Origin of the sequence: Arthrobacter agilis (assembly GCF_002953615.1) — a bacterium.
In the GTDB taxonomy this organism is placed as follows: Bacteria; Actinomycetota; Actinomycetes; order Actinomycetales; family Micrococcaceae; genus Arthrobacter_D; species Arthrobacter_D agilis_B.
Genome location: NZ_CP024915.1, coordinates 3,427,525 through 3,429,920, shown reverse-complemented (window position 1 = coordinate 3,429,920; position 2,396 = coordinate 3,427,525). Strand labels below are relative to the sequence as shown.

Annotated in this window: 2 protein-coding genes; both read right to left on the bottom strand. The window is 62.1% G+C overall.

Annotation, left to right across the window (positions count from 1 at the left end; all coding sequences use genetic code 11):
• Window positions 1-455: 455 nt before the first annotated feature.
• The gene (locus tag CVO76_RS16900; protein WP_208740219.1) at window positions 456-1,193 is read right to left on the bottom strand and encodes a GAF and ANTAR domain-containing protein; all 738 of its coding nucleotides are present in this window, start codon (window positions 1,191-1,193) and stop codon (window positions 456-458) included.
• Window positions 1,194-1,317: 124 nt separating this feature from the next.
• Window positions 1,318-1,893, bottom strand: a complete 576-nt coding sequence (locus tag CVO76_RS16895; protein WP_208740218.1) for a recombinase family protein — start codon at window positions 1,891-1,893, stop codon at window positions 1,318-1,320.
• Window positions 1,894-2,396: the final 503 nt, after the last annotated feature.

Below are 2,396 nucleotides of genomic sequence, written 5' to 3'. Positions count from 1 at the left end.
CCGCCGCTCTGCTTCGTCCCGAGGACATCGCCACCGCGGCCCAATTCATCATCGACTCACCCAGCAACGTCTGCCCCACCGAGATCGTCCTGCAGCCCGCCACACGCCACGCCTGACGATCGGCGACATACCGCAGGCGATGAACCAAAGCGAACCCGGAGCCGGGCACCGTCCCAGTCTCTGCCCCACGAGCAAACGGTATTGCAGGGTCTAGCGCTCACAGCGTGGGGTGTCTTGCAATCCTGACGCTCTACACGACAACCAACCCGGTCGAGGGCTGAGCAAGCATTCCTGAGATTCCGGGCCCCGCCTCATCGTGAAAACTTGCCCCCGTATGCCATCCATCAAGTGCCCTTGGGGGTTGGTGAGCCACGCCGCTTGGATGAGATGTTTTGGGTACCCGGGTGGGCGCGTCTAACTAGAAAAGCCACAGGTGTAGCTCGACGTGTTGGGTGTCAGTCGAAGTGGGTAGTGACCGGGGTCTGAGTGACACTTTCCACGACTGCGGCGGCAACCGCGCTCAACTTCTGGTTCCGGGAATTGGAAGCCATTTTGAGAATCGTCATGGCCTCGTCCTGGGAGCATCTGTTCTGGCCCATGATGATCCCCGCTGCCAGGTCGATGGTCGTGCGGTTCTGCATCGCGGTCTCGAGGTCCCTGGAATGATCAGTCAGGTCAGCGATCCGCACCGCCGTACGCAGCGCGTTCGACGTGTCTCGAGCGAAGGCGCGCGCCTTCTCTACAGCTGCGTCGTCGAAGCCGCGAACCCGCGGCGAGTAAAGGTTCAGCCCGGCGTTGGCCTTACCGTCGAGAACGATCGGCACTCCGATCGCGGACAGCATCCCGTGTTCGGCGACATCGGTGGAGTACCCGCCGAACCGGTTCTCGGTGCGGAAGTCCTCCACCCGGTACACCTTCTCCTCCCGCGCAGCCCGTAGGCAGGGACCGTCGTTGTGCTCGTACTGAAGTTCGTCCATTTTCTCGGCCTCAACACTGCTGGTGGCGACCGTCGCCATCATCCGCGGCCGCAGAAGCGTCACCCCGCACAACACCGGGGCCGTCTCCGTGGACAACTGCTCGGCGGCAGTCATGGCCAAAGAATTAAGGAACCCGCGCACGTCCTCGCTGTCCAGAACCGCGTCCTGCAGGACCGCAGAGGGCGACACCGGTGAAGCATTCTCTGTAGGGCTCATGGGTCCTCAACTCGGTAACCTGACGACGGGATGGGGGTGATCACGGCGCACCCTCTAATGGGCGCCCTGGGTGCGAATGAGGAAATCTACTGCACACGAGCCTACGTCGGTGTTGGCACGGAACTTACACGACTACTTCACTGCCGCCAATACTGAGATACCGGTACACCGTCGCCCGACTGGCTCCGATGATCTTCCCGATATCGGCTGGGGCGAGACCCTGGGCTTTGAGGTCCCTGGCACGCCTGACCTTCGCATGGTCGGTCGTGACTTCCCGTCGGCCAGCCTTCCGGCCATGCTCAGCAGCCGCAGCCATACCCGCCCTGGTCCGCTCAGCGAGCTGATCGCGCTCGAGCTGAGCGAAGGCAGACATCACGGTCAGCATCGCTCGCCCCATCGGCCCTGTCGTACTGATGCCCTCGGTGACACTTCGGAAGTGCACTCCCCTGCTCTCCAGGTGATCGATGAGGGCCAGCAGGCTCCGCGTGTTCCGTCCCAACCGATCCAACTTCCACACCACCACCTCATCACCGCTCCGCAGGTGATCGAGGAGCTTATCGAGCTCCGGCCGGCTCGCCATCGTTCCGCTCACGCCATGATCGGTGAAAATCCGATCGCAGCCAGCCGCAGACAGTGCCGCGTGCTGCAGATCCACGTTCTGCTCCAGCGTACTGACCCTCGCGTACCCGATACTTCCCATCCCGGCGCTCCCAACACTCATCAAAGGCCCAATTCCGCTTTGATGAGATTACTCGACATGAGACACATTGCTGAGACAACAGCGGGCTATAGAATCTCACGCGAACAATGAAGATGATCGGACTGGTCGGGGCCCCGCTCAAGCGTCCAGTCAAAGGATCCTTTGGCGGGACTCACGCACCGGACCGATACACACGGTCTCGACCCTCGCACACAGGTGTAGCCGTGCCTTGGCACGGGGCTTCATTGCAGTGCTTCTCGATCAGCCCGGCATCGTCGCCTTGGGGTGATTTTTGCGCAAGACCGGCGACGGCGAGTTGATGCACGCTATGGCAGGTGCGTGCATCCTCGTCGTGCTGAGGAGGTGTGCGCTGCTTCCCGCGCTTCCTCACTGGAGGTCATTGACAAGTGCCTCTTTAGGCGGAGGCGCCGTTGACCCGCCTCGTGTCGGGCGAGTCCACTGGTGGTACGCGAGGAGGTTGCTGTGAGAGGTGTGTTCGTCGG